At 32.9% G+C, this 24,581-nt stretch carries 23 protein-coding genes, 2 tRNA genes and 2 pseudogenes; 11 read left to right on the top strand and 16 right to left on the bottom strand.

What is annotated here, in order from left to right; all coding sequences use genetic code 11:
* Positions 1–205: 205 nt before the first annotated feature.
* Positions 206–889, bottom strand: a complete 684-nt coding sequence (locus AC5LXV_RS10300) for an ArsR/SmtB family transcription factor (protein ID WP_493466358.1) — start codon at positions 887–889, stop codon at positions 206–208.
* A gap of 305 nt (positions 890–1,194) precedes the next feature.
* Here AC5LXV_RS10300 and AC5LXV_RS10295 point away from each other — a divergent pair, with 305 nt between their 5' ends.
* From AC5LXV_RS10295 to AC5LXV_RS10265, 7 genes are all read left to right on the top strand, one after another.
* Positions 1,195–2,559: an MFS transporter gene (locus AC5LXV_RS10295; RefSeq protein ID WP_493466357.1), complete on the top strand. Its 1,365-nt coding sequence runs from the start codon at positions 1,195–1,197 to the stop codon at positions 2,557–2,559.
* 552 nt (positions 2,560–3,111) lie between these two features.
* Positions 3,112–3,912, top strand: a complete 801-nt coding sequence (locus AC5LXV_RS10290) for a PoNe immunity protein domain-containing protein (RefSeq protein ID WP_493458918.1) — start codon at positions 3,112–3,114, stop codon at positions 3,910–3,912.
* A 148-nt stretch (positions 3,913–4,060) separates the two neighbouring features.
* Positions 4,061–4,900 (top strand): PoNe immunity protein domain-containing protein, encoded by an 840-nt coding sequence (locus AC5LXV_RS10285; protein WP_493466356.1) that lies wholly within the window; start codon positions 4,061–4,063, stop codon positions 4,898–4,900.
* 554 nt (positions 4,901–5,454) lie between these two features.
* Positions 5,455–6,255, top strand: a complete 801-nt coding sequence (locus AC5LXV_RS10280; protein WP_493466355.1) for a PoNe immunity protein domain-containing protein — start codon at positions 5,455–5,457, stop codon at positions 6,253–6,255.
* Positions 6,256–6,852: 597 nt separating this feature from the next.
* Positions 6,853–7,653 (top strand): PoNe immunity protein domain-containing protein, encoded by an 801-nt coding sequence (locus AC5LXV_RS10275; RefSeq protein ID WP_493466354.1) that lies wholly within the window; start codon positions 6,853–6,855, stop codon positions 7,651–7,653.
* Positions 7,654–8,257: 604 nt separating this feature from the next.
* Positions 8,258–9,058, top strand: coding sequence for a PoNe immunity protein domain-containing protein (locus AC5LXV_RS10270; protein WP_493452314.1), 801 nt, complete (start codon positions 8,258–8,260; stop codon positions 9,056–9,058).
* 120 nt (positions 9,059–9,178) lie between these two features.
* Positions 9,179–10,324 carry a T6SS immunity protein Tli4 family protein gene (locus AC5LXV_RS10265; RefSeq protein ID WP_493466353.1) on the top strand — a complete coding sequence of 382 codons (1,146 nt, stop codon included), beginning with the start codon at positions 9,179–9,181 and terminating at the stop codon, positions 10,322–10,324.
* Between the two features lie 390 nt (positions 10,325–10,714).
* Here the strand turns inward: AC5LXV_RS10265 and AC5LXV_RS10260 are convergent, their stop codons facing one another.
* Positions 10,715–11,689: a helix-turn-helix transcriptional regulator gene (locus tag AC5LXV_RS10260; protein WP_086362241.1), complete on the bottom strand. Its 975-nt coding sequence runs from the start codon at positions 11,687–11,689 to the stop codon at positions 10,715–10,717.
* Between the two features lie 127 nt (positions 11,690–11,816).
* Between AC5LXV_RS10260 and AC5LXV_RS10255 the strand changes: the two genes are divergently transcribed.
* The 3 genes and pseudogenes from AC5LXV_RS10255 (at position 11,817) to AC5LXV_RS10245 (ending at position 12,780) form a co-directional block, all read left to right on the top strand.
* Positions 11,817–12,197: a VOC family protein gene (locus tag AC5LXV_RS10255; RefSeq protein ID WP_065578774.1), complete on the top strand. Its 381-nt coding sequence runs from the start codon at positions 11,817–11,819 to the stop codon at positions 12,195–12,197.
* A gap of 209 nt (positions 12,198–12,406) precedes the next feature.
* A pseudogene (locus tag AC5LXV_RS10250) lies at positions 12,407–12,577 on the top strand (SDR family NAD(P)-dependent oxidoreductase); the annotation flags it as partial.
* A 38-nt stretch (positions 12,578–12,615) separates the two neighbouring features.
* Positions 12,616–12,780 carry an SDR family NAD(P)-dependent oxidoreductase gene (locus AC5LXV_RS10245; RefSeq protein WP_417935495.1) on the top strand — a complete coding sequence of 55 codons (165 nt, stop codon included), beginning with the start codon at positions 12,616–12,618 and terminating at the stop codon, positions 12,778–12,780.
* Between the two features lie 244 nt (positions 12,781–13,024).
* On the opposite strand, the gene AC5LXV_RS10240 is transcribed toward AC5LXV_RS10245, so the two are convergent.
* The 12 genes and pseudogenes from AC5LXV_RS10240 to sbcB form a co-directional block, all read right to left on the bottom strand.
* A tRNA-Gly gene (locus AC5LXV_RS10240) sits at positions 13,025–13,100 on the bottom strand.
* Positions 13,101–13,117: 17 nt separating this feature from the next.
* A tRNA-Leu gene (locus AC5LXV_RS10235) sits at positions 13,118–13,205 on the bottom strand.
* 219 nt (positions 13,206–13,424) lie between these two features.
* The gene (gene pgsA / locus AC5LXV_RS10230) at positions 13,425–13,979 is read right to left on the bottom strand and encodes a CDP-diacylglycerol--glycerol-3-phosphate 3-phosphatidyltransferase (RefSeq protein WP_034882154.1); all 555 of its coding nucleotides are present in this window, start codon (positions 13,977–13,979) and stop codon (positions 13,425–13,427) included.
* A 107-nt stretch (positions 13,980–14,086) separates the two neighbouring features.
* Positions 14,087–15,922, bottom strand: coding sequence for an excinuclease ABC subunit UvrC (gene uvrC / locus AC5LXV_RS10225; RefSeq protein WP_110433555.1), 1,836 nt, complete (start codon positions 15,920–15,922; stop codon positions 14,087–14,089).
* Between the two features lies 1 nt (position 15,923).
* Positions 15,924–16,601, bottom strand: a complete 678-nt coding sequence (artM, locus tag AC5LXV_RS10220) for an arginine ABC transporter permease ArtM (protein WP_493452318.1) — start codon at positions 16,599–16,601, stop codon at positions 15,924–15,926.
* Between the two features lie 9 nt (positions 16,602–16,610).
* Complete coding sequence (gene artQ / locus AC5LXV_RS10215) at positions 16,611–17,330, bottom strand: arginine ABC transporter permease ArtQ (protein WP_493460174.1); 720 nt, start codon at positions 17,328–17,330, stop codon at positions 16,611–16,613.
* A gap of 128 nt (positions 17,331–17,458) precedes the next feature.
* Positions 17,459–18,193 (bottom strand): transporter substrate-binding domain-containing protein, encoded by a 735-nt coding sequence (locus AC5LXV_RS10210; protein ID WP_034882148.1) that lies wholly within the window; start codon positions 18,191–18,193, stop codon positions 17,459–17,461.
* Positions 18,194–18,222: 29 nt separating this feature from the next.
* The gene (gene artP, locus AC5LXV_RS10205) at positions 18,223–18,951 is read right to left on the bottom strand and encodes an arginine ABC transporter ATP-binding protein ArtP (protein ID WP_034882147.1); all 729 of its coding nucleotides are present in this window, start codon (positions 18,949–18,951) and stop codon (positions 18,223–18,225) included.
* Between the two features lie 340 nt (positions 18,952–19,291).
* Positions 19,292–19,921 (bottom strand): annotated as a pseudogene (locus AC5LXV_RS10200) (SanA/YdcF family protein); the annotation flags it as partial.
* Position 19,922: 1 nt separating this feature from the next.
* Entirely contained in the window at positions 19,923–20,612 is a 690-nt protein-coding gene (locus AC5LXV_RS10195) for a CidB/LrgB family autolysis modulator (RefSeq protein WP_110433465.1), read from the bottom strand.
* Positions 20,609–21,052, bottom strand: coding sequence for a CidA/LrgA family protein (locus tag AC5LXV_RS10190; RefSeq protein WP_493466352.1), 444 nt, complete (start codon positions 21,050–21,052; stop codon positions 20,609–20,611). Before AC5LXV_RS10190 ends, AC5LXV_RS10195 begins: the two co-directional genes overlap by 4 nt.
* A 106-nt stretch (positions 21,053–21,158) precedes the next feature.
* Positions 21,159–22,595, bottom strand: a complete 1,437-nt coding sequence (gene sbcB, locus AC5LXV_RS10185; protein ID WP_493466351.1) for an exodeoxyribonuclease I — start codon at positions 22,593–22,595, stop codon at positions 21,159–21,161.
* A gap of 435 nt (positions 22,596–23,030) precedes the next feature.
* Between sbcB and AC5LXV_RS10180 the strand changes: the two genes are divergently transcribed.
* Positions 23,031–23,297 (top strand): hypothetical protein, encoded by a 267-nt coding sequence (locus AC5LXV_RS10180; protein WP_493466350.1) that lies wholly within the window; start codon positions 23,031–23,033, stop codon positions 23,295–23,297.
* On the opposite strand, the gene AC5LXV_RS10175 is transcribed toward AC5LXV_RS10180, so the two are convergent.
* Both AC5LXV_RS10175 and AC5LXV_RS10170 read right to left on the bottom strand, forming a co-directional pair.
* Positions 23,274–24,116, bottom strand: coding sequence for an IS3 family transposase (locus tag AC5LXV_RS10175; protein WP_493466349.1), 843 nt, complete (start codon positions 24,114–24,116; stop codon positions 23,274–23,276). The two genes, AC5LXV_RS10180 and AC5LXV_RS10175, sit on opposite strands and share 24 nt — an antisense overlap.
* On the bottom strand, positions 24,113–24,409 hold the full coding sequence (locus AC5LXV_RS10170; RefSeq protein WP_303803345.1) for a transposase: 297 nt from the start codon (positions 24,407–24,409) through the stop codon (positions 24,113–24,115). The genes AC5LXV_RS10175 and AC5LXV_RS10170 overlap by 4 nt, the downstream gene beginning before the upstream one ends.
* Between the last annotated feature and the right edge of the window lie 172 nt (positions 24,410–24,581).

Raw genomic sequence — 24,581 nt, 5'->3', positions numbered from 1 at the left:
TTTTGGCGTGTCAGCTTGACTAAATGAATTAAATTTTTGCTTGCAATGGACTATTTTGCAGAAGGTTAGGGGATATCATTTAATTTCAATGGATGATTAACAACCTAAACGCAATGGTGTTTTTTATTATAATTAATACGTTAAAGTAACTTAGTTGCTAGTTTTAAAAGATTTAATTGAAAAATTGATGTTTATTGTAGATCCCTTATATATCAATTAATAATAGATTTAAGCTTTTCCTGCCTTTTTGGGTTATTGTTAATTCACGTTTATTATCTTCTTGTTTAAACCATCCTTGTTGTAGCATTGATTGCAGTAGTAAAGTCCCTAAGGTGCCACCAATATGATCCCGATGTTCAGTAAAATCTATACAGCGCTTGCCAACACAAGTTGTGTTAGATGTGTTAAATAATAACTTATGTTCATTAAAAAAGAGTTTACCTTTTTCAGTAACCACAAAAAAATTGTCTTGTATAACAATAAATTCATTATTAATAAATGATTGGGTCAGTGCTACAGACCATGAGCCAGCTAAATGTTTATAACATGTTCTTGCCTCTTTAAATTTTTCTTTAGTTTTAGAATTAGATAAAAATAAGCAATCATTTGGTGGAATAATGTTAAACGTTGACTCTATAAACGTTGCTGTATCTTGATTTTTTATTTCATAGTAGCGGTGTTTACCACATGTCCTGTGATGGATAAGTGCAACATCTTCTAATTTTTTTAAATGAAAACGCGTAGCTTGTGGTGATAAATTCAGTCGATTTGCTAACCATGAGGCTGAAAGCGCTCTACCATTCATTAATTCCGTAATAATCATAACTCTACTAACGTCAGACATTACATCCGAAAATCGTATTAAATCCTCACAATATAATTTATTCACTCTTTATAATCTCCAAAAAAATCAATGATGTTTTTAGTTATTATTCAATTGGCAACCAACAAAGCAAAGCATATTAATATACGCTTTTTAGCTAACTTGTTTAAATTTCTTTTTAAACATAATTTATAAAAAGTAAATAAGCTAATTGGATATTTTCATCAACACAAAAAGAAAGTACATGAAACTCTATGAAAAAAAATATTTCATTTTTGCAACTTCTATTCTAATGGTTGGTTACTTTTGCATTCACTTTTTTCTGTAGGTAGTCAGTTAAAAGCGAAATTTTAGTAAGGTGAGACCTTTAAATGACTCAAGCAGTTAATAGTACTAAACCAATGTATTCTATTTATATTATATGTTTTTTAGGATTATTCTTATCAACATTAGATACTGGGATTATAAACTTAGCGTTAAATTCCTTTTCAATCGATTTTGATGTTTCTTTAGAATATATCGGATTATCAATTACTTTATATTTATTATTGCTAATTATTTTTCTAGTTCCTAGCGGTTGGCTTGGTGACTTTTTAGGGCAAAAAATAGCGTTAATAGTAGGCTTCTTGCTTTTTGGTCTAACCTCAATGATTGCTGGATTTTCAGATTCTGCTAATCAGCTTATTTTATCTAGATGTGGACAAGGAATAGGTGCCGCATTATTGCAAGCAAATTGTCTGGGATTGGCTGGTTTACAATCAAGCAAACAAAAAATAAAATTAAATTCTTTCATAATGTTGGCGATAAGTTTAGGACCAATTTTAGGACCTTCTTTGGGAGGTATTATTTTAAAATTATGGGGGTGGCAATTTTTATTTCTAATTAACGTTCCATTGTGTATTGTGGGATCTCTTTTTTGTTTGAGAATAAATGAATCAGTAATCTTACTAAATAAAGAGACTTTCGATTTAAAAGGAATGATACTATTTTTCATGATGTTAGTCGGTTGTGTTTCTCTCATTTATTCTAATAATATAAACCTATCGTCGGTTGAAACAAGCTTCATCGGTTTTTCTTCTTTGATCATATTTTTATTTTTTGGGAAGATTGAATCAAAACACTCCAATCCTTTTTTCCCTGTCAAATTATTATCAATTTCGTCAATTAGATACATTTCAAATGGCAGTTTGATTTTTGGACTGACCGCGGGCATTATTTTTTCAGCATCACCTATCATATTTACTAGAGAGACTAGCTATCCTATTGACGAAATAGGATTAATTTGTACTGCTTCACCCATTGGCGTTATTTTAAGTGTGTTTGTCAAAAAAGTAATAAATCCAAATTATAAAAAAATTATACTAATTTATGCTTTACCGCTTATGTTATCTGCTTTTGCCTTGCTTTTCTTGGTTAGTTTTAATATTTCAGTCTTTAATTATGTTATAGCTGCTATGTGCTACGGATTAGGTGGCGGACTGTTTCAAAGTTCATTAATTCAGATAGCGATGGAGCAAAAAAAAGATAAACAATCCACGATTGGTGGCTTGTTAAGACTTTTTCAAAATGGCGGAATTATTATTGGAGCGGCATGCTCTTTAGCGTTGTTAGAAATAGATATTTCTCCATTAGAGTATAATTCTAACTATCAAACATTATGGGGTATCACTTTCATCGTACTTACTATCATGTTTGTTTATTCATATGTGTTTTTAGTTAGGATGAAAAATAATTAAAATCTCATTTTTAATCAGGTAGATAATAATGCAAAGTAGATAATATTCAAGATAATTCATTGTAAAAAAAGTGTTTGAAGTGTATGTATCCGTTAAAACAAATATTGCAGAACTATCTATAACTAAGTCCATCAGACTATGAAATATTGACGAATATCATGCTACTTCTATTTGGGCAGGTATTTTTTTGTATGCTCTTTGTTACTTCAATTAGTGTTAATAATAATTCACTTTTTATAATAATTTTAAGTAGCATCATCTAATTTGTAACTTCAGTACTGCTTGGCGTAGGTCTTTTATCTATAATTTGGATGAAGAAAAAATTAAATTTTGGGATGCATAAATCAAAAAACATGATAAACAATAACAAGGAAGTTAATGCAATAGTTGGCTAAGTTTAAAATGTCATTATTAAACATCAAAATTTATCAATTGATGGGTTATTGAGCCATTAACCGAACAGAACTTTACTGCACAAGAAGTTTTCAATTAAAATCAAAATAGTAAAAATAAACCGATAACTAAAAAATTAGTCATGGAAATGAAATAAATATGTCAGAGTTTGGACAGAAACGCCGCCAAAAATTATTGGATGAAGATTTTTATCCATTTGTTCAAGAAAGATTTGAATGGGAGATAAACGAGTTTAAAAAAACAATACAAGCTATTGAAGATCCTTATCTGGAACCAATGATAGATCTCTATTATCAACAACTATGCCTTGATTATACGGCAGGTAAACCGATTGTTGATTTACTGCCGACGATGGAGAAAGTAATAAATTATACCGAAAATACAATTGATCACGTTAAACGATATAATCTCGCTCATCCAGGTGATAGGGTAGACATTACAATTTTAACCGAATACTTTCAGACTGAAAAATTATCAAATTTATTAGGTTTATGTATTTTATTTGAACGTCAAGACTGGTTAGAAACGATTGTTAAAGCGGTCGATTTAGATTATGAAAATCGAGAAAAAGCATTAGATAGTTTGATTGCTATGAAAATTCCTAACTATCCGATTACCGAAGAAAAAACACCGCGATCACTCAGCTTTCGTAATCCTCTTTATAAAGCGATTCATGCAGAAAAACCAAAAGATACCTTAAAATTCTTAGATGAATATTTACGCCGTTGGTATGATGGATTATATAAAGCAGGTAATGTTTACATGGATAGTCATTTAATACAACAAGGTGATTCACGAGAATGTTGTACATTTCATGGTTACTGGTGTTTTGAAGCGGCAGCCGTTGCATATTTAAAAAATATTGATGATAGTACATTACATCGTTTTATGTATTATCCAAAAGACATGGTTGAATATGCTCGTCAGCAATCTTCATAATCGATTGAAGCGCATAACCTAAACGGATATAGACTACCTAAGCCCATCAGTCTATGAAACTAGATAAGTATTATGCTGCTCACTAAAGTGAAGGTAGTAAAAAGCAGAATAAATAAAAAATAAGCCAAGGAAATGAAATAAAATAAATATGTCAGAATTTGAACAACAACGTCGTCAGAAACTATTAGATGAGGATTTTTACTATTATTTCCAAGAAAGACTAACCAAACTAATTAGTATGGTTGATAGTGATATGAAAAGGGAAAAAGATGGTTATGCTGAATTTATGATAGGACTACAATATCAACAACTCTGTTTAGATTATACCGTAGGTAAAAAAATAATTGGATTATCATCCAGAATGGAGTGTATTTTAAAATATATACAAAGTTCTATCGATTATGTAGATAAATATAATATTGCCAATCCTAATGATAGAATGGATATTACTATCCTGACGGAATATTTTGAAACGGAAACATTATCAAATTTATTAGGTTTAGCTATTTTATTTAAACGCCAAGATTGGTTTGAAACTATTGTTAAAGCTGTGGATTTTGACCAAGAAAATCGAGAAAAAGCGTTAGATAGTTTGATTGCCATGAAAATTCCAAACTATCCCATTACCGAAGAAAAAACACCACGAGAACTGAGCTTTCGTAACCCCCTTTATAAAGCGATCCATGCCGAGACCCCTAAAGATAGCTTAAAGTTCTTAGATGAATACTTGCGTCGTTGGTACGATGGGCTACGTAAAGCAGGAAATGTTTATATTGATATTCACTTATTGCAACAAGGAGACTCCAGAGATTGTTGTTCTTTCCATGGCTACTGGTGTTTTGAAGCTGCTGCTGTCGCGTATTTAAAAAATATTGATGACAGTACGTTGCACCGTTTTATGTATTACCCAAAAGATATGGTTGAATATGCTCGTCAGCAATCTTCAACGATTGAAGCGCATAAACTGAACGGAAATAAAACTACCTGAGCTCATCAGTCTATGAAACGGTATAAGTATCATGGTACTGATGTTGGGCTGGTGTTTTTTGTTTGCTGTTTGTTACTCCTATGCGTGTTAGCAATAATTAACTTTTTATAGTAATTCTCAGTCATATCCTCTAATTTGTAACGGTAGTACTGTTTGCTAAAACTTTAAAATTTGAGATACACAAACCAGGAACTACGATAGACAATGACAAGCATAGTCAATTCAATTTTTGGTTACGTTTTGAATGTCGTTAATAAATATTAAAATATATCGAACGATGATTCTTTGAACAATCAAAGTATGATGAAGCGTTTGAATAGGATAATGAGCAACTTGATACTGTTAATGAAGAGTCTACTCAAGATGAAAAAATAGTTATGCCGAAATAACGGGGGATATGGACTTTACTATAGCATCCAGTATTCCAACCGCTTCACTAATATGGTGAGCCGACTATTGAAAATATTATTAAAGCCAAACGTGAACGTCTTGAAAATAAAGGTTAATATAACAAGCCGAAAAAATAAAGAATAAGCCAAGGAAATGGAATAAATATGTCAGAATTTGAAAAACAACGTCGCCAAAAATTATTGGATGAAGATTTCTATCCATTTGTTCAAGGAAATTTTGATTGGGAGATAAATGAATTTAAAAAAAAGGCACAAGCTACTGAAGATCCTTTAATGGAGCCATTGATAGATCTCTATTATCAACAATTATGTCTTGATTATACAGTAGGTAAACCGATTGCTGATTTATTGCCGACGATGCAGAAAGTAATTAATTATACTGAAAATTCAATTGATTGTATTGAGCGATATAATCACGCTCATCCTGGTGAAAGGGAAGACATTACAATTTTAACCGAGTACCTTGAAGCAGAAATGTTATCAAATTTATTAGGTTTATGTATTTTATTTAGACGGCAAGACTGGTTGGAAACGATTGTTAAAGCGGTCGATTTAGATTATGAAAATCGAGAAAAAGCATTAGATAGTTTGATTGCTATGAAAATTCCTAACTATCCGATTACCGAGGAAAAAACACCACGATCACTCAGCTTTCGTAATCCCCTTTATAAAGCGATTCATGCAGAAAAACCTAAAGATACTTTAAAATTCTTAGATGAATATTTACGCCGTTGGTACGATGGTCTACGTAAAACAGGCTATGTTTATATTGATAGCCATTTATTTCAACAAGGTGATTCACGAGAATGTTGTTGTTTTTATGGCTACTGGTGTTTTGAAGCCGCAGCCGTTGCATATTTAAAAAATATTGATGATAGTACCTTACATCGTTTTATGTATTACCCAAAAGATATGGTTGAATATGCTCGTCAGCAATCTTCATAAACGATTGAAGCACATAACCTAACTAGAAATAAAACCACCTAAGCCCATCAGACTATGAAACGGTATAAGTATCATAGTAATTGTGTTGGGCTGGTGTTTTTTGTTTGCTGTTTGTTACTCCTATGAGTGTTAGCAATAATTAACTTTTTATAGTAATTCTCATTCATATCCTCTAATTTGTAACGGTAGTACTGTTTGCTAAAACTTTAAAATTTGAGATACACAAATCAGGAACTACGATAGACAATGACAAGCATAGTCAATTCAATTTTTGGTTACGTTTTGAATGTCGTTAATAAATATTAAAATATATCGAACGATGATTCTTTGAACAATCAAAGTATGATGAAGCGTTTGAATAGAATAATGAGCAACTTGATACTGTTAATGAAGAGTCTACTCAAGATGAAAAAAATAGTTATGCTGAAATAACGGGGGATATGGACTTTACTATAGCATCCAGTATTCCAACCGCTTCACTAATATGGTGAGCCGACTATTGAAAATATTATTAAAGCCAAACGTGAACGTCTTGAAAATAAAGGTTAATATAACAAGCCGAAAAAATAAAGAATAAGCCAAGGAAATGAAATAAATATGTCAGAATTTGAAAAACAACGCCGCCAAAAATTATTGGATGAAGATTTTTATCCATTTGTTCAAGAAAGATTTGAATGGGAGATAACGGAGTTTAAAAAAACAATACAAGCTATTGAAGATCCTTATCTGGAACCAATGATAGATCTGTATTATCAACAATTATGCCTTGATTATACAGCAGGTAAACCGATTACTGATTTATTACCAACGATGGAGAAAATAATAAATTATACCGAGAATACAGTTGATCACGTTAAACGATATAATCTCGCTCATCCAGGTGATAGGGCTGACATTACAATTTTAACCGAGTACTTTCAGACTGAAAAATTATCAAATTTATTAGGTTTATGTATTTTATTTGGACGGCAAGACTGGTTGGAAACGATTGTTAAAGCGGTCGATTTAGATTATGAAAATCGAGAAAAAGCATTAGATAGTCTGATTGCTATGAAAATTCCTAATTACCCGATTACTGAAGAAAAAACTCCGCGATCACTCAGCTTTCGTAATCCTCTTTATAAAGCGATTCATGCAGAAAAACCAAAAGATACCTTAAAATTCTTAGATGAATATTTACGCCGTTGGTATGATGGATTATATAAAGCAGGTAATGTTTACATGGATAGTCATTTAATACAACAAGGTGATTCACGAGAATGTTGTACATTTCATGGCTACTGGTGTTTTGAAGCTGCTGCTGTCGCGTATTTAAAAAATATTGATGATAGTACCTTACATCGTTTTATGTATTACCCAAAAGATATGGTTGAATATGCTCGTCAGCAATCTTCATAAACGATTGAAGCACATAACCTAACTAGAAATAAAACCACCTAAGCCCATCAGACTATGAAACGGTATAAGTATCATAGTAATTGTGTTGGGCAGGTGCTTTTTTGTTTGCTGTTTGTTACTCCTATGCGTGTTAGCAATAATTAACTTTTTATAGTAATTTTCAGTCATATCCTCTAATTTGTAACGGAGTACTGCTTGTTAAAACTTTAAAATTTGAGATCCACAAATCAGAAACTACGATAGACAATGATAAGGATAGTCAATTCAATTTTTGGTTACGTAGTTACGCTTTGAATGTCGTTAATAAATATTAAAATTTATCGATCGCTGATTCTTTGAACAATCAAAGTATGATGAAGCGTTTGAATAGGATAATGAGCAACTTGATACTGTTAATGAAGAGTCTACTCAAGATGAAAAAATAGTTATGCTGAAATAACGGGGGATATGGACTTTACTATAGCATCCAGTATTCCAACCGCTTCACTAATATGGTGAGCCGACTATTGAAAATATTATTAAAGCCAAACGTGAACGTCTTGAAAATAAAGGTTAATATAACAAGCCGAAAAAATAAAGAATAAGCCAAGGAAATGAAATAAATATGTCAGAATTTGAAAAACAACGTCGCCAAAAATTATTAGATGAAGATTTTTATCCATTTGTTCAAGAAAGATTTGAATGGGAGATAAACGAATTTAAAAAAAAGGCACAAGCTACTGAAGATCCTTTACTAGCATCATTGATAGATCTCTATTATCAACAATTATGTCTTGATTATACAGCAGGTAAACCGATTGCTGATTTATTGCCGACGATGGAGAAAGTAATAAATTATACTGAAAATTCAATTGATTGTATTGAGCGATATAATCACGCTCATCCTGATGATAGGGAATATATTTCAATTTTAACCGAGTACTTTGAAGCAGAAATGTTATCAAATTTATTAGGTTTATGTATTTTATTTGGACGGCAAGACTGGTTGGAAACGATTGTTAAAGCGGTCGATTTAGATTATGAAAATCGAGAAAAAGCATTAGATAGTTTGATTGCAATGAAAATTCCTAACTATCCGATTACTGAAGAAAAAACACCGCGATCACTCAGCTTTCGTAATCCTCTTTATAAAGCGATTCATGCAGAAAAACCTAAAGATACTTTAAAATTCTTAGATGAATATTTACGTCGTTGGTATGATGGTCTACGTAAAACAGGCTATGTTTATATTGATAGCCATTTAATTCAACAAGGTGATTCACGAAACTGTTGTTGTTTTTATGGCTACTGGTGTTTTGAAGCAGCAGCCGTTGTATATTTAAAAAATATTGATGATAGTACATTACATCGTTTTATGTATTACCCAAAAGATATGGTTGAATATGCACGGCAGCAATCTTCATGAGCGATTAAAACGTATAGTCTCGGATATAAGACTACCTAAACCCATCAGACTATGAAACGGTATAAGTATCATGGTACTGGTGTTGGACAGAAATTTTTTTGATGCAGGAGGTAATTCTAAATGATTAGCTTTTCTAAACTAAATAAACTTCATGGCGGTTTGATGGTTGGAGTTTTGGCATTGACCGTATTGAGTAGTTGTCAGGCATTTAACAAGGATATTCGAAGGATTACATTACCATCAAAAAAGCAGCAGTCGGTGACTTCGTTAATTTCAAACTCCCCCACACGCTGTATTGGTACTTATTTAATCGAACTGCCCGTTGAATTTAAAGCTTATAAAGAGGGCATCTTTTATTACAAAAGTAGTGGTGATATTACCATTACTACCAAACAGCAGTATTTACCATCGTTTAAACAGATGATTGCCCAGCGCAAGCAGGATCTAGAAAATACTAAGCCTCTTGACCAAATCTATGGCAAATATCTAAAACAGGTATATAAAGTACAGACAAATAATCCTGATAAAATGCAAGGTATTATTTTTGAACGAATGATAGATCCTGATCTGAATGATGTTCTTAGAGTTTTAGAAGGTTATCGTTGGCAAGATGACGTGACTTTACAAATTGAGATGAAAGCACGTAATGGCTCTGGGGAATTATATGCTAAAGATAGGATAAAAGATCCAGAATCTTATGCGAATAATGTCTCTCAAAAATTAATTGAGCTACGTAAACTTTTTGACCGGATTAAGCCGCGCGATGATTTGACTATCCCAACCACGCCAGGTTTTTGTATGTTTAACAGTTTTATGCAGGGGGAGGATCGCGAATGGAAAGATATGAATTATGGTTATCGGCACGATAATAGTAATGACTATTTTTCATTCTATTTTGAATTTAATGATTTTGCCGATGACTATGCATTACTTGATAAGCCCGAAGCTTATTTTACACAAGGTAGCGGACATACCATCTATAAAGGAACCCGTGAAAGCCATGGTTTGAAATTGGAAGAGTGGGTTGTCAAAGGCAAATATTTTGAAGAGCCCCAAGGCGTTAATAATAATTATACAGACTATATATTTACTTTAGGTATTCATATTACCGATCCAACCTATAAAACGCCACGATTACGCGTAGAAATGACCTATAGAGTTCCCGAAGACAAAACACAAGGATATACTGAAGAGCAATTGATGGTCATTTGGCGTGAAATCACCAACACTATTCGAATACGCGAAAGTGCTTTTGAATCGAAGTAAACGTATTATTTGAGGAATAGCCTTAATTTATTAAGGCGTTTTCTGGTAGAATTAGTTTGCGTGGATCAAGATAATAATATATTCACTTCCTTTACTGTGCTAACGAACATATATTAATAAAAAATATTAAGATGTATATTTAGTACAATTTTATACATTATGAATTGGAGCGGGAAACGAGGTTCGAATCCAGTTTCATAACCTATTGTATATAAAAAATTTATCCAGACACTAATATTGCTTTCGCTAACCTTCAGGACTAATTTTTGGAATAGTTTTTTGTGGTACTTTATGGATTGTTATGGACTTCCACGGACTCAAATTACAATAACAACTTATTTACTAGACCTTGCCTTATCATTTAATGGTATGAGGCTATTCATTGACAAGTCATTTGATAGAATAATTTGACATAAATGAATTGGCAGCGTTTTTATAAGATTTAAATAATTTTTCCGCGCGTTCAACCATTTCGTGACGTATATGCTCAGGCTCTAAACAAATACATTTATGACCTAAGCTCAGCAAAATTCCATAACTGTAGTCATCATCAATAAAGTTAAAATTTACAAGATATTGTTGTTCGTTTAATTTCTTAATATCTTTTTCGTCACAAAAATCTAAAATGCGATCCAAAAGAGATTCATCTATTAGTAATTTTATTTTAAAAATCTTTTTTTTCATATCCTTTTCAAATAAAGAAAATACTTCAGGAACAGTCTGACTAATAAATTTAGTATTAGTTTCTCTAATGTTTGACATTTTTGACAATTTAAATATACGAAAATCATTTCTATTTAGGCAAAAAGCTTGTAAATACCATTGTTTTTCCTTAAAAATAAGTTTATATGGCTCAATCAAACGCGAGGTTTGTTTATTTTTAACCCCCAAATAATTAAACGATAAAAGTAGTTGCTCATTAAGTGCCAGTCTTATAATGGAAATTTTTTTATTAATATTTTGCTTAGAAAACCAAGGTGATAAATCAACAATTAGTTGATTTAAATTATTTGTAACTTCTTCATCAAGTTCTTGTTCTGATAAAAAACTCTTAATTTTTTCAAAAGTTCTTAAATTTTCACTTTCTTTTATAACCGGTGAGGATAACAAGTTGAGGCCTTTTAATAAAACAATGACATCTTCTTTAGTGAATAAACTTGTATTAACTTTATAAGTTTTTAAAATACTTATTCCGCCCGCACTTCCTTGATATGTAATAATGGGTATTCCTGCTCCCTCAATAACTTGTATATCTCGATAAATAGTACGCAATGATACATTTAATTTTTCTGCTAATTCTTTACCGCTTATTTTTTCTCTTTGAAGCAATACCATTATGATAGTAATTATACGATTAATTTTCATGCTTTATGTTTACAAAATAATTTACATTAAATTTTAAATATGACATACAGTTGTCATCAATGCTACATCATAATATAGATAACCAAAATTAACTAAATTAATTTTTATCACTAAGAGGAAACAAAAAATGTTTAAACCTAATAGCGTTATTGTTTATGTCAAAGATGTCGATACTAGTACTGAATTTTACACAAAAATACTAGGGCGCCCACCTATTGAAACTTATCCTGGTTTCGCTGTATTTTTATTGAATGATAATTTTATTTTGGGGCTACAAGGTGCTGATGAAATAACTCCAAAGGCACCGAATCATTATGGTGGTTTTGAGTTGTCATTTAGTGATGTAACAAAAAATGATGTAGATAAGATTTATGCGACATGGAAGGAACTAAACGTCAAAATTGAACTTGAACCCCAAATGCTCGATTTCGGATACACATTTGTAGGAAATGATCCCGATGGTCATCGACTCCGTGTTTGTGCTACCGACACTTCAAAATTTCAATAAAAAGATATCTTAAGAAATTGAAATAACGGATGCTTCATTATGCAGCCATTGTTTATGAGGAATTCATTTCATGAGAAGTATGGTTGATCACGGGAACATCTTGTGGTTTGAGTTTCGCTTGGGCAAAATCTGCTCTGGATCGAGGTGATTTGGTAATCGGTGTTGCAAGAAATATTAATAATTAATATGTATTTAAACAAGAATATTCCTCAAATTTCATTTCAGTTCAGATGGATGTTACTAGTGAAGCATCAATCAAAAAAGTTGTAAAGGAAGACATTAAATTATTTAAAAGAATCGATGTACTAATTAACAATGCTGGTTATGGTCTCTTTAGCCCTGTTGAAACAGCAGCAGAACAGGACAGCCAACGTATTTGAACCAAATTTTTTTGGTTCATTAACGTGTTATTCAGGAAGTGCTTTCAATTATGAAACAGCAAAAACATGGGTACATTATCCAAATTTCAAGTTTTGCGGGTTTAGTAAATTTTCCTTCTATAGGTTTTTATAACGGATCAAAACCTGCGATTGAAAGTTTTATTGAATCGTTAAATCTAGAAATACAAAATACCAGAATTTAAAACATCAATTGTAGAGTCAGGTCATCATGCTACTGATTGGATTGATAAATCATCAGTTAGTCCTGAGTACGATACGAGTTATCCAACAAAAAAAGAATTCATAGAAATCAAGATAACACATTTTTGGACTAAATTCTCTTGAATGACTCAGGATTACTTTGTTCTATACTGGAAAGTAAAACAGTTAAATCACTTTTAAACTCCGAGCTTTGTGGACTTTAACGGACTATACTGGATGTTATATTGGAGCGGGAAACGAGGTTCGAACTCGCGACCTCAACCTTGGCAAGGTTGCGCTCTACCAACTGAGCTATTCCCGCATGAGAAGTGTTTTAAATGGTGCCCGGGGCGAGACTTGAACTCGCACGGCCAAAAAGGCCGAGGGATTTTAAATCCCTTGTGTCTACCGATTTCACCACCCGGGCTCAAAGCTTAGTACCGAAAGGTAACTGCGCTTTGGATGCTGTGCATTTTACCTATCTTATCATTTCAGTCAATAAAAATTTCAAATTAATGGTTTGATTGCTCAATGTTTGACTGATTAGTTGTTAAATTAGGCTATTTTGCCTATTTTTGCAAAATTATTTAGCGAACTTAATTATTAAGGCACTGTATAGATAATTTTGCCATTTTTATGAATATGTTTAATCTTCGTCTAATAAATCACTGTGAGCAACCCAAAGATATTGCAACATAGATAATAAAGTTAACACAGTTGCAATAAGTAGGGCAGCTAGCCCTGCATATATAACCAGATCGCAAGGACGCCAAAGTAACCAAGTTAATGCTGTCATTTGGGCAATAGTTTTAATTTTGCCAATTGATGAGACGGCAACATTATTGCGTTTGCCAATTTCAGCCATCCACTCTCTTAATGCAGAGATAATGATTTCTCGAGAAACGATGATGATAGCCGGAATAGAAATCCACCACGCTTGATAATATTGGGTTATGAGTACTAAGGCGATTGTTACCATTATTTTATCGGCAACAGGATCTAAAAATGCACCAAATTTAGTTGTTTGACCTAATCGGCGGGCAAGATAACCGTCAAAAACATCAGTAACGGCAGCAATTAAAAATAACAATGCCGAAAAAAAACCGGACCATTCATGAGGAAATAGATAGAATGCCAACACAAAAAATGGAATCAGTATGACTCGAAATAATGTTAAGAATGTAGGTAAATTAATTTTCATGTGACATTAGCTCATATTGTTTTATTAATCAAATGGTTAGTGATAATTAAAAAAACAGGGTTTTCTGCTTGCTTATGTTGCCTGAAAAATGTTAATTTTTCAATGTGTTATTGCTGTAAATTTAGATAAATTTTTTCAGCTAATGATTTTGAAATGCCTTGTACTTGGGCAATTTCATCAATACTGGCATTTTTTAACTCTCTAAGCCCACCAAAATGCTTAAGTAATGCTTGGCGTCTTTTGCCTCCAACGCCTTCAATATGCTCTAAAGCGCTGTCGGTTAACTGCTTAACGCCTTTCTTCCTTTGACCAACTATCGCATGATCATGTGATGCATTACGGATCTGTTGGATCAATAGTAAAGCAGGGGAGTGATAATCTAAATAATAACCTTTACCATGCGCTTCAAAGAAAAGTGTTTCTAAGCCTTCTTTACGTTCAGCACCTTTGGCGACACCAATTAAAATAGGGTGATTTTTATCCCAGTTTACTTGTAAATTATCAAAAACTCTCAATGCTTGGTTAAGCTGGCCTTTTCCGCCATCAATAAAAATGATATCAGGCACTTTATCTTCAGGAAGATCTTTCTTACTATAACGGCGAGTTAGAACCTGTTCCATTGCTGCATAATCATCACCTGGAGTAATACCGGTGATATTATAGCGACGGAACTCAGATTTAACCGGGCCTTTATCATCAAAAACCACACAAGAGGCAATGGTGTTTTTACCCATAAAATGGCTGATATCAAAACATTCCATTCTATTGATTTTATCAATGCCCAAAAAGGCTTTTAATGCATCATATCTTTGTTTAATGGTTGAGTTTTCAAGTAATTTATTTTTAACTTCAGTTTGTGCATTAACTGTCGCGATATTTAGTAATTTTAGATTATCACCTTTGGGCTCATCGACTAATTTAACTTGATGTTCAGCAACGAGTGATAAAGTGTCTTCCATTGCCTGTTTATCAGACAATGAAAAATTGAGAAGAATTTTCTTCGGAATATTTCTATTTTGATTGCCTTGTAGATAAAATTGCCCTAAAAATGTCTCGATCACCTCTTCAAGTTCGGTATTAGACGGCACTTTCGGAAAATAAGAACGATGCCCGAATGTTTGACCATTTCGAATAAAGAGTACATAAATACAAGCTAAACCAAGTTCATAGTGGAAGCCAATCACGTCTAAATTATCATTATTATTGTATATCGCCTGTTTTTCATTAATGTGTTTAATTGCTTGTAACTGATCACGCAGTGCGGCCGCTTTTTCAAAATTAAGCTCACTACTGGCTTTTTGCATATCTGCAGTAATTTTTTGCAAAATCTGGTCTGATTGTCCGGAAAGAAACAATCTAACGTAATTAACTTGTTCATTATAATCTTCATCACTGACTAAACCCGGTACACATGGGCCTAAACAGCGTTTGATTTGATACTGTAAACAAGGACGCGTTCGATTTCGATAAGTACTATTTAGACATTGTCTTATCGGAAAGGTTTTTTGTAATAAAGCTAAAATTTGTTTAACCGCATAACCACTAGGATAAGGACCAAAAAACTCATCCTTTTTACGATTAACCGCCCCTCGATACAACGACAATTGTGGATGTCTTTCTTTACTTAATTTGATAAAAGGGTAGCTTTTATCGTCTTTAAGCAAAACATTGTATTTTGGTTGATATTTTTTGATATAAGTTTGTTCAAGTAATAGTGCTTCGGTTTCAGTATTGGTGATAGTAAATTCTACACGATGAATATGGCTCACCAATCGATCCGTTTTGATGGTTTTTTTACTACTATTAAAATAACTTTTTAAACGATTGTTTAGATCTTTCGCTTTTCCCACATAGATGATGGTATCTTTATCATTAAACATTTGATAGATACCTGGTTTATGTGGGACTGTTTTTAAGAAAGCTGTTGAATCAAATTGGCTCATTTTAGTTTTCAAAGGTGAGGGCTGTTTTCTCTATTATCCTCATAATGGTGCTTAAAATGCCATTTATCAAGAGGTAAATAAGCCCCGCGACCACAAAAATTGAGAAGTCATAGTATTCACCATTTAGTGCATTACTATAACCCATTAAATCCATAACCGGAATCATTGACGCCAATGCTGTTCCTTTAACCACAAATACGACTTCATTAGAATAAGTAGAAAGCGCTCGTTTTAATGCATATGGCATCAAAATTTTAAGAGTCTGTCTTTTATTCATCCCTAAAGCACTACATGCTTGCCATTGCCCTTGTGGTATAGATTTTAATGCACCGTAAAAAATTTGGGTGGTATAAGCGGCACTATTAAGGGTTAATGCTATATAAGCGCAAAACCAAGGTGACGAAATAAAATCATAAAACGCAGGATACTTGCTTAAGAATTCACCAAATTGTGACGGTCCATAATAGATTAAAAATAACTGCACTAATAATGGTGAGCCGGTAAAAATAATAATATAAGTCCGAATTGTTTTCGTTAACAACTTAGAATTCAATGATAAAAGACATGAAAAGACAATAGCCAAAATACCAGCCGATAATATTCCAAAAATACTCAGGCTTAATGTATCAGGTAGACCTTGAAGAATGATTTTAAGATAGAAAATAAAATTATCAGACATAAAATGACCTTACTGACTATTGACTGATGGTTCAAAATGGGTAGCACGTTTTTCAATACGTGAAATAACTTTTTGACTGAAAATTGATATCACTAAATAAACAATCATCGCAATAAAGTACCATAAAAAAGGTTGATTGGTTCTAGCAACAATTGTTTTGGTTTGCATCATTAAATCATCTATCGCAATTGCTGAAACAAGCGCGGTGTCTTTTAATAAAATTAACCACTGATTGCTTAAACCTGGTAATGCATGTCGCCACATTTGCGGCATGATAATGCGAAAAAAAGTACGAGATTTACTTAATCCTAACACTTGAGCCGCTTGTTTTTGACCGCTGGAAATCGCTTTGAAGGCGCCACGTAATGTCTGTGAGGCATAAACGGCATAAAGTAAAGATAAAGCAAAAACACCACATAAAAATGGATCGGGCTGAGTATTTTCAATATTCATTTTAATGGTGATTGATGTTAGCGGAATAGTAAAACCATCATCTAGTGCCATTAATAACAGAGGTAAACCGGTATAGATTGCAACTACAATTAATAATTCCGGTAATGCCCGGATGGTTAAATTGAACAACGACATTAGCCATGCAACAGGTTTGAATGGTACCGCTTCTAAAATAGTAAATATGAACGCAAAAAACATTCCAACGACTAATGATACTAACGCTAATGATAACGTAATCGCGGTTGCTTTCGTAAGCGGCAAAATATACCCATCCATAGAAGGGAGTAACAACTCCATACTGTGTGCAAAAAAGTCTGACATAAAAAAACCGTAGTTAAATTAAAAAATAAACTCGCCGCAAGATTTGCGGCGAGATCTCAAAGAACAGATTTTGTAATTAATGATTATTTGCTAAACCATTTTTTATATATAGCATCCAATTCACCATTTGCTTTTAATTTATCAATTGCTTGGTTAAATTGTTCAAGTAATTGATCATTACCTTGACGTAGAGCAATACCTAAACCTTCACCAAAGAATTCATGATCGGTGATCTTATCGCCTAAAGGAACGATCTCAGTATCTTTTCCTAACCATTCCCCCGCAACAAAAGAGCTTGATACAATGGCGTCAATACGTTTAGCTTTTAAATCAAGGAAAGCAAATTGATAGCTGTCATAACTTACCGCTTTAACATCAGGATATTTTTCGGTTAAGTATTTCAAGTAAGTGGTACCTTTTTGAATACCTACTTTTTTACCTTTTAATTGGTCAAGGTTAGTTAATGTATCTTTCAAGGTAATAAATTGGATTGAACTATCATCATAATAGATTTTAGTAAAAGCAACTTGTTTTTGACGTTCTGGGGTCACATCAATACCGGCAATAGCGGCATCAATTCGACGGGTTTTTAAACTAGGAATTAAACCATCAAATGATTGATTAACAATCTTACAAGATACTTTCATTTCGTCACAAAGTTTATTCATAACGTCTATATCAAAACCGATAATTTCATTTTTATCATTAGTGAATTCGAAAGGCGCGTAAGTTGCTTCGGTACCAATGGTTAAAGTTTCCGCTGCTTGAGCAGCAAATGCAGATCCTGCAAGTAAAATAGCTAGTAATGTTTTTTTCATATATCCACCCAATCAGATTTTTATTAATATTAATGTGATAAATAAGCTTTGAACTCTTCGGTTTTGGGATGAGCAAAACACTCGAGTTGTCCCTGCTCTATAATTTTACCATGTTCCATGTAAATCACTTGTGAAGCCACTTTACGCGCAAAATCGACTTCGTGAGTAACAATAATTTGTGTAATGCCGGTTCGTGAAAGTTCATTAATAATTTCGGCAACTTGCGATGTGATTGCTGGATCTAATGCCGCAGTCGGTTCGTCAAATAACAAAATTTTAGGTTCCATCATTAATGCTCTAGCAATCGCGACGCGTTGTTGTTGACCACCTGAAAGATGGAGAGGGTAGCGATGAGCCATTTCATCAATTTGTAGACGAGCTAAAATTGACATCGCTTTATAACTAGCTTCTTGTTTCGATAATTTTAATACTTGGCATGGTGCTTCAATTAAATTTTCCAACACGGTTAAATGTGGCCATAGGTTGTAATTTTGAAAAACCATGCCAACATTTTTGCGTAGCGACCGAATCGTTGATTCACTTATCTTTTGCGAAAAATCGAAATGTGAATCAGCAATCGTCATTTCGCCTGATGATGGAATTTCAAGTAAATTAAATACTTTCAACAAAGAACTTTTACCTGCACCGCTTTGACCTAGTAAAACAATCGTTTCACCTAAAGGGTAACATAAAGAGACATCATTCAATGCCTGATGTTTACCATAAAAACAGTTAATATGGCTTAATTCAATATTCATTATTTTTTTGATAAATTGTTTAAATTTTAATTGACTAAATATTACTTTTTTCTGCATAAAAATGCAATCTAAATTATTAGACAAACGTGTTTTAGTCTGATATTTATGCTATAAAATTCTGTTCCTCACCTTTTTTATGCGCATAATATTAACGCTATATAAATTTATATTTATGATTATAAAGAATAATGTCATAGATAATCATCTAAATTGTAAAAAAAGCATAAAGATACTATAGCTCTTATAAATTAGTTCTTATAATTTAATCCTATATAAGCTCTAAAACGGCATTCTTCAACTTGTTTTAGTCGCTTAATCTTTATTAATTTTCATTATTAATGATAGGGATGGATGGACCAAGAAATTTGGGTTCTTTATTAAGGATATAAAGATCAATAAAAGCACTAACGCGCGCAAACATTTCTCGGATGCGCACCAATTTCATTTGTTTAGGAGTAGGAACAGCAAAACATTGTGCTTGGATATCTTGAGCGAGTGCTATAAAAATCGCACGTTGACAGTGAAATTCTTGAGTAATAATGGTAAATTTATCCGCATTAAAGACCTTATTGGCACGAACAACAGAATCAAAGGTGCGAAATCCAGCATAGTCTAATACAATCGCTTCTTTGGGGATACCAGCCTTAATCAGATCTTTTTGCATCATAATTGGCTCATTATAATTTAATTGAGCATTGTCTCCACTTAATAATAGATAGTCGACTTTACCTTGCCAATATAAATCAATAGCACCATCTATCCGATTTCGATAAAAGCCATTAATTCCCCCATGTTTGACATATTTTGAAGTACCCAATACCACCCCAATTTTTTGATAAGGAAGTTGATTTTCATCATGATAGATGTAAGGCGCTGTTTTATAGCTAATCCAAAAGTCGAGACCAATCACCAAAGCAAATAGTGATAACAAAAAGGCAATAAAATAAGCAATAAACTTTTTTAACGTCATGCTAAAACCAATCAAAAATAAAGATCATTATTGGAAATAAAAATGGGGCTGTTAATGAGGTCATAATACCACATAATACCAATGATAGGGAGCTATAAGCCCCTTCATTATAATCAATTTCAATACAGCGAGCCGTACCAACGGCATGTGACACCGCACCAATTGACAATCCTCTTGCTGAAGCCGTTTTGATTTTAGCAAAGTTTAACAATTGATGGCCAAAAATACCGCCTAATGTCCCAACAAGTATTACACATAAAGCTGCGATAGATTGAACACCACCTTCATTACTGGCAATGGTGACTGCAATGGCGGTGGTTACAGATTTAGGTAATACTGATGCTGCAATTTCTTTGCTACCACCTAACCATAATGCAATACAGACACCTGTCACCATAGAAGCGATAGAAGCAGTAAAGGTAATCATCATAATAGATTTCCAACGAGCCTTTATTTGTGGAATAAGTTCATATAAAGGATAAGCCAAAGCTACGACAGAATAGGGAAGTAAATCGTTAATAATCTTTACATTTTTAACATATTCAATGTAGCTCGTTCTAGTTATTAATAAAATAGGAATTAAGACAATTACCGAAATAACTAATGGATTAAATAGCGGGTTTTTTACTTTAAATGAGATTCTTCGAATAATCAGAAAAACCACAATAGTTAATGGTAGCATCCATATCATGATTGTTTTTCCTTATTGTCAGACGCTTTAGCTACTGGCTTATGTAAATGCTCAGTTAAATAAGCTGTTAAATATAGGACAATAATCGAACCACCAACACTAGCAAAGATAATCGGGATCCAATTAGCTAAAAGTAATGAATAATTATCCATAATACCCATTGCAGCTGGAATAAAGAGTATAGTCATGTATCGCATGAAAAGATTACAGCTATTTTTGATCCAACAGGTTGGTATTAATTGAAAAGCTAATAAAAAAAACAAAATCAATAAACCAATAATGCTGCCAGGGATCATGATCGGCAATATTGCAGAAACAATGTTACCTGCCCATAAACAGAGAGTTAAAATAATTAAGCCTCGACCATAACTAAATAGTGTGTAATATAAAGAATAGAGTCGATGCTTAATTGTTGCATGTTTGGCTAAAAAGTGTTTCATAAGTTAAATGCTAGATATTTTAAGCTAAAATTTTGGCTGTTAGTTATTGATTGAAAAATGACACAGAACTCCGAACTGAATTATATGATACGCTCCTCAGATTCAATTATCCAACTAAATAATGACAATATTGGTATAGCTGCTTTAATAAGCTCAATTTTTCAGGCTGTTGTGTATAAATTTCTGCAAATTGTTCAAGGGTTTGTAAATAATCTTGAATCTTATGCGGATTTAATATGTCGCGACAATGATCTTGCCAAATACGCAACTCTTGTTCAGTTAATGTTTGTGGATAGTTTCTTGCTTTATAACGAAAAAATAATTTTGCTAATCGTGAATCGTCAAAATTTAGAGATAAGCTGTCTAATAAATGGGGGAGAGTGGCGCGTATTGTCTCACATTTCAACAGATCTTGACCATTTAAAAAATTCGCATAGATTTGCGCATCAACATCAATATTATTGTTAGAATATTCATTGCTCACATTAAATAGTTCATACATTTTACTTTGCAATGTATTTTGGTTTTCTAACAATTTTTGTTGGTTGGTTAGGCATTTCTGTTTATCAAGATTGAAACGTTTAGCATTATCAGGAAGAAGAGTGCTTAATGGTGCGACTATTGGGCATTTATTAATATGAATTAATTTCAATGGAATCCGCTGTTCGTCAATTTCAAGATCTTCGGTTTTGGTGTAGAGTTTTTCCCGAATAGTTTCAACTGGTAGCGTTATGAGCGAATCAATATCACCGCTGAGATCACAAACAATCACAGCATTTTTTTGCGTCGGGTGCCAAGCAATAGGGCTAACCAGTGCCATGTTACCACGATGACTACCTAGCATGCCTGACACATGAATGATTGGTGTCATATTGGCAATATCAATCAGTTCGGCAACTCTATTTTTATTGCGTAGATTAAAAAAATAGTTGAATAATTTGGGTTGTGCTTGTTTAATTAATTTTGCCATCGCAATCGTGGCATAGACATCAGACATAGCATCGTGCGCATGCTCATGTTCTATATTGTTAGCTTTAGTGAGATCTTCTAACCGAAAACTAGGAAAACCTGAATCATTTGTTGGCCAATTAATTCCTTCCGGCCTTAAAGCATAACAGGCACGAACGACATCAAGCAGGTCCCATCTGGAATTGCCATTGCGCCAACTATAGGCATAAGGGTCATAAAAGTTGCGATATAAGATGTTGCGAGTAACTTCATCATCAAAACGAATATTGTTATAGCCTAAGATACAGGTATTTGGTCGGCTAAATTCTTGATGGATTAATTTGGTAAATTCAGCTTCGCAAATACCATTTTGATTCGTTTTTTGGGGTGTTATTCCTGTTATTAGCACGGCTTCAGGATCAGGTAAATAATCTTGAGCTATCTGACAATAAATGACTAAAGGTTCTTCAATAATATTAAAGTCACTGTCAGTCCTTACGCCAGCAAACTGGGCGGGGCGATCTAAAGCAGGATTTATGCCAAATGTTTCGTAATCGTGGAAGTAAAAAGTAGGTTGATTTGTGCTGTTTTCCATTATTGTTTTTTGATCTCATCTGTTCATTTATTTATTAATCTTCGATTAATTATTGATTTGTTTAATTTTACTCATTTTAGTTTAAATATTTTTTCATTTTTTGATTTGCAGCTGTGTACATAATTATGCTCTTAGTTTTTTCCTGCAGATAAAAAAATAAAATAGCACTTTAAGAGTAACTCTTAACATTATTAAAGAGATTACCTGAGATTATAGATGACAATTTTAGCTTTAAGGATATCACAAAAAGAGACTATTGAATTCTAATTTCGTTATGGATGTAAGGAAAATGGTCAAAAATTAACAATTGGGATATTAACCGTCATGTAGCTAGTAATAAAACTCATCATCAAAATTCATTTACTCGCAATGCATTCTTTTTATTGCTCAGATTTTTTAAATAACTTACCATTATTTAAAAGTTACGAGGATAATATGAAAAGAATAATTTTAGTTGGCTTGATTGGTTTTGCGTTATCTGGTTGTGGAGATAATGAGGATACAAATAATACAATTAATTCAGATAAGTACCTTGTTGGTAAGTGGGAATGTAAATTAGAACAATTTTCTGCAAAAGATAATAATGGCAAACTATCTAACTATACAAAAGAAAATGAGGTTATTTCGATTGAGGAATATAAGTTAGAAGAAGGTAAATTATGGAATGTCTACCCTTTTTCATACAACAAAATTAAGGGGTAACTGTTTATTAAATGCCATCGGCGTCAAATAACCTAATGATGAATGCAGCCGATTGTTGTTGTACCAATATGCATAAGCAGAAAAACGTTGTCGTAGTTCATTCGTATTGGTGAATATCTCATTTTTGACAAATTCCGTTTTAATTGTCTTAAATGTCGCTTCAGCAACAGCATTATCGTAAGGACATCCTTTATGGCTCAATGAGCGAGTGATAGCAAATACCTCAAAACAACTATCGAGTAATTGATTATCAAACTCTTTTCCTCGGTCTGAATGAAATAGTGCGATTGAGGATAATGGTGCTTTAATTTGGCTTAATGCTTGCATAACAAGCTCGGCTGTTTTGTGTTGTCCAACACTGAATCCGGCTATCTTTCGTGCTGAAAGTTCGAGTAATACACACAGATAATTCCATTTTTGCCCCACTTTTATATAAGTCAAATCAGCGACAATAACATTTGCTTTTACTCCCACAGTAAAATTTCGCTGTAATACGTTGGCAATCGTAACGGAATTAACTTCTTTAGAACGGTTTTTATACCGTTTTACGGTATATTTTGATTTCAATGATAATGCTTTCATGACTTTAGCCACATAACGACGCGATACGATTATACCTTGGTTTGACAATGCTTTTCGTATCCTTCGCGTACCATAAGATTGATAACTACGATTAAAAATAGATTGAATCTCTTGTGCATACTTTAAAACTTTTTTTTCAAGGCGCATTTTGCACTGATAATAAAAGTAATGCCTTGATACACCTAAACATCGACACAACCAACTCAATGAATGGCGATGTCGATTTGATTGTATCACTGCGATTTTCGTGCCATTATCAGTGCAGCTTGCTTTAGGATATCGTTTTCCATCAATAATCGTTTATTCTCCTTGCGCAGGGCGAGTAACTCATTATCTTCAGTACTTCGATTATCTTTAGTTTTGAATGAACCTGTTGTGGAGTATTGTGTTATCCATCGATCTAATGCTGATGGCGTTAATTCATACTGTAAAACTAATTCACTGCGAGTTTTACCTTGTTGATAGAGCGTTACCATCTGCTGTTTAAAATCATCTGTATAGGTTCGTCTTTCTCGTCGTTTTATTTTCATGGTATTTTCCTTTTTTAGAATAGTTTATCTTATCCCTTAAAAAAGTTGTACGAATTAGTGTAGCCTATCCATTATATTTTAAACAAGATAATGCTAAAGATTGGGTATACAAGGATAATGTTAGTACTATTAATAAAATTAATAAGTATTTAGGTAAAACTGATACTAATAA

Source organism: Gilliamella sp. LMG 34359, from assembly GCF_984569085.1.
The sequence above is the reverse complement of the archived record's forward strand: the minus strand, read 5'-3'. Positions and strand labels throughout refer to the sequence as shown.

What these genes read in the sequence shown, in the direction of transcription:
- AC5LXV_RS10295 (WP_493466357.1), top strand. Translation starts at nt 1,195, where the DNA reads ATGACTCAAGCAGTTAATAGTACTAAACCAATGTATTCTATTTATATT.
- AC5LXV_RS10290 (WP_493458918.1), top strand. Translation starts at nt 3,112, where the DNA reads ATGTCAGAGTTTGGACAGAAACGCCGCCAAAAATTATTGGATGAAGAT.
- AC5LXV_RS10285 (WP_493466356.1), top strand. Translation starts at nt 4,061, where the DNA reads ATGTCAGAATTTGAACAACAACGTCGTCAGAAACTATTAGATGAGGAT.
- AC5LXV_RS10280 (WP_493466355.1), top strand. Translation starts at nt 5,455, where the DNA reads ATGTCAGAATTTGAAAAACAACGTCGCCAAAAATTATTGGATGAAGAT.
- AC5LXV_RS10275 (WP_493466354.1), top strand. Translation starts at nt 6,853, where the DNA reads ATGTCAGAATTTGAAAAACAACGCCGCCAAAAATTATTGGATGAAGAT.
- AC5LXV_RS10270 (WP_493452314.1), top strand. Translation starts at nt 8,258, where the DNA reads ATGTCAGAATTTGAAAAACAACGTCGCCAAAAATTATTAGATGAAGAT.
- AC5LXV_RS10265 (WP_493466353.1), top strand. Translation starts at nt 9,179, where the DNA reads ATGATTAGCTTTTCTAAACTAAATAAACTTCATGGCGGTTTGATGGTT.
- AC5LXV_RS10260 (WP_086362241.1), bottom strand. Translation starts at nt 11,689, where the DNA reads ATGAAAATTAATCGTATAATTACTATCATAATGGTATTGCTTCAAAGA.
- AC5LXV_RS10255 (WP_065578774.1), top strand. Translation starts at nt 11,817, where the DNA reads ATGTTTAAACCTAATAGCGTTATTGTTTATGTCAAAGATGTCGATACT.
- pgsA (WP_034882154.1), bottom strand. Translation starts at nt 13,979, where the DNA reads ATGAAAATTAATTTACCTACATTCTTAACATTATTTCGAGTCATACTG.
- uvrC (WP_110433555.1), bottom strand. Translation starts at nt 15,922, where the DNA reads ATGAGCCAATTTGATTCAACAGCTTTCTTAAAAACAGTCCCACATAAA.
- artM (WP_493452318.1), bottom strand. Translation starts at nt 16,601, where the DNA reads ATGTCTGATAATTTTATTTTCTATCTTAAAATCATTCTTCAAGGTCTA.
- artQ (WP_493460174.1), bottom strand. Translation starts at nt 17,330, where the DNA reads ATGGATGGGTATATTTTGCCGCTTACGAAAGCAACCGCGATTACGTTA.
- AC5LXV_RS10210 (WP_034882148.1), bottom strand. Translation starts at nt 18,193, where the DNA reads ATGAAAAAAACATTACTAGCTATTTTACTTGCAGGATCTGCATTTGCT.
- artP (WP_034882147.1), bottom strand. Translation starts at nt 18,951, where the DNA reads ATGAATATTGAATTAAGCCATATTAACTGTTTTTATGGTAAACATCAG.
- AC5LXV_RS10195 (WP_110433465.1), bottom strand. Translation starts at nt 20,612, where the DNA reads ATGATATGGATGCTACCATTAACTATTGTGGTTTTTCTGATTATTCGA.
- AC5LXV_RS10190 (WP_493466352.1), bottom strand. Translation starts at nt 21,052, where the DNA reads ATGAAACACTTTTTAGCCAAACATGCAACAATTAAGCATCGACTCTAT.
- sbcB (WP_493466351.1), bottom strand. Translation starts at nt 22,595, where the DNA reads ATGGAAAACAGCACAAATCAACCTACTTTTTACTTCCACGATTACGAA.
- AC5LXV_RS10180 (WP_493466350.1), top strand. Translation starts at nt 23,031, where the DNA reads ATGAAAAGAATAATTTTAGTTGGCTTGATTGGTTTTGCGTTATCTGGT.
- AC5LXV_RS10170 (WP_303803345.1), bottom strand. Translation starts at nt 24,409, where the DNA reads ATGAAAATAAAACGACGAGAAAGACGAACCTATACAGATGATTTTAAA.